This window comes from Stenotrophomonas sp. SrG (genome assembly GCF_050031795.1).
Classification (GTDB): domain Bacteria; phylum Pseudomonadota; class Gammaproteobacteria; order Xanthomonadales; family Xanthomonadaceae; genus Stenotrophomonas; species Stenotrophomonas rhizophila_A.
Genome location: NZ_JBNBBE010001157.1, coordinates 1 through 238, shown reverse-complemented (window position 1 = coordinate 238; position 238 = coordinate 1). Strand labels below are relative to the sequence as shown.

Here is a 238-nt window from a genome sequence, read left to right as displayed (position 1 = left end):
CTGTCGCGCGGCACCGCCACGCGGATCACCTGCAGCGGAAACGACCAGGCCGTGCAGAACGCCTCGCAGTGCGCCGCCCAACGATCTGCATCGGCCTGCAGGCCGTGGTGCACGTGCACCGCCTGCAGGCCGGCGGCGCGCTGTGCGGGTGACTGGGCCAGCCAGTGCAGCAGCACCCTCGAATCCAGTCCGCCACTGAAACCCACCAATACGGGTGAGGGCAGGTCGGGGGCAGGGG

At 71.0% G+C, this 238-nt stretch carries 1 protein-coding gene; it reads right to left on the bottom strand.

The features are described from left to right. A partial coding sequence (locus tag ACQG3P_RS23095; protein ID WP_426806346.1) for an ATP-binding protein occupies positions 1-224 on the bottom strand: 224 nt, incomplete at its 3' end. Between the last annotated feature and the right edge of the window lie 14 nt (positions 225-238).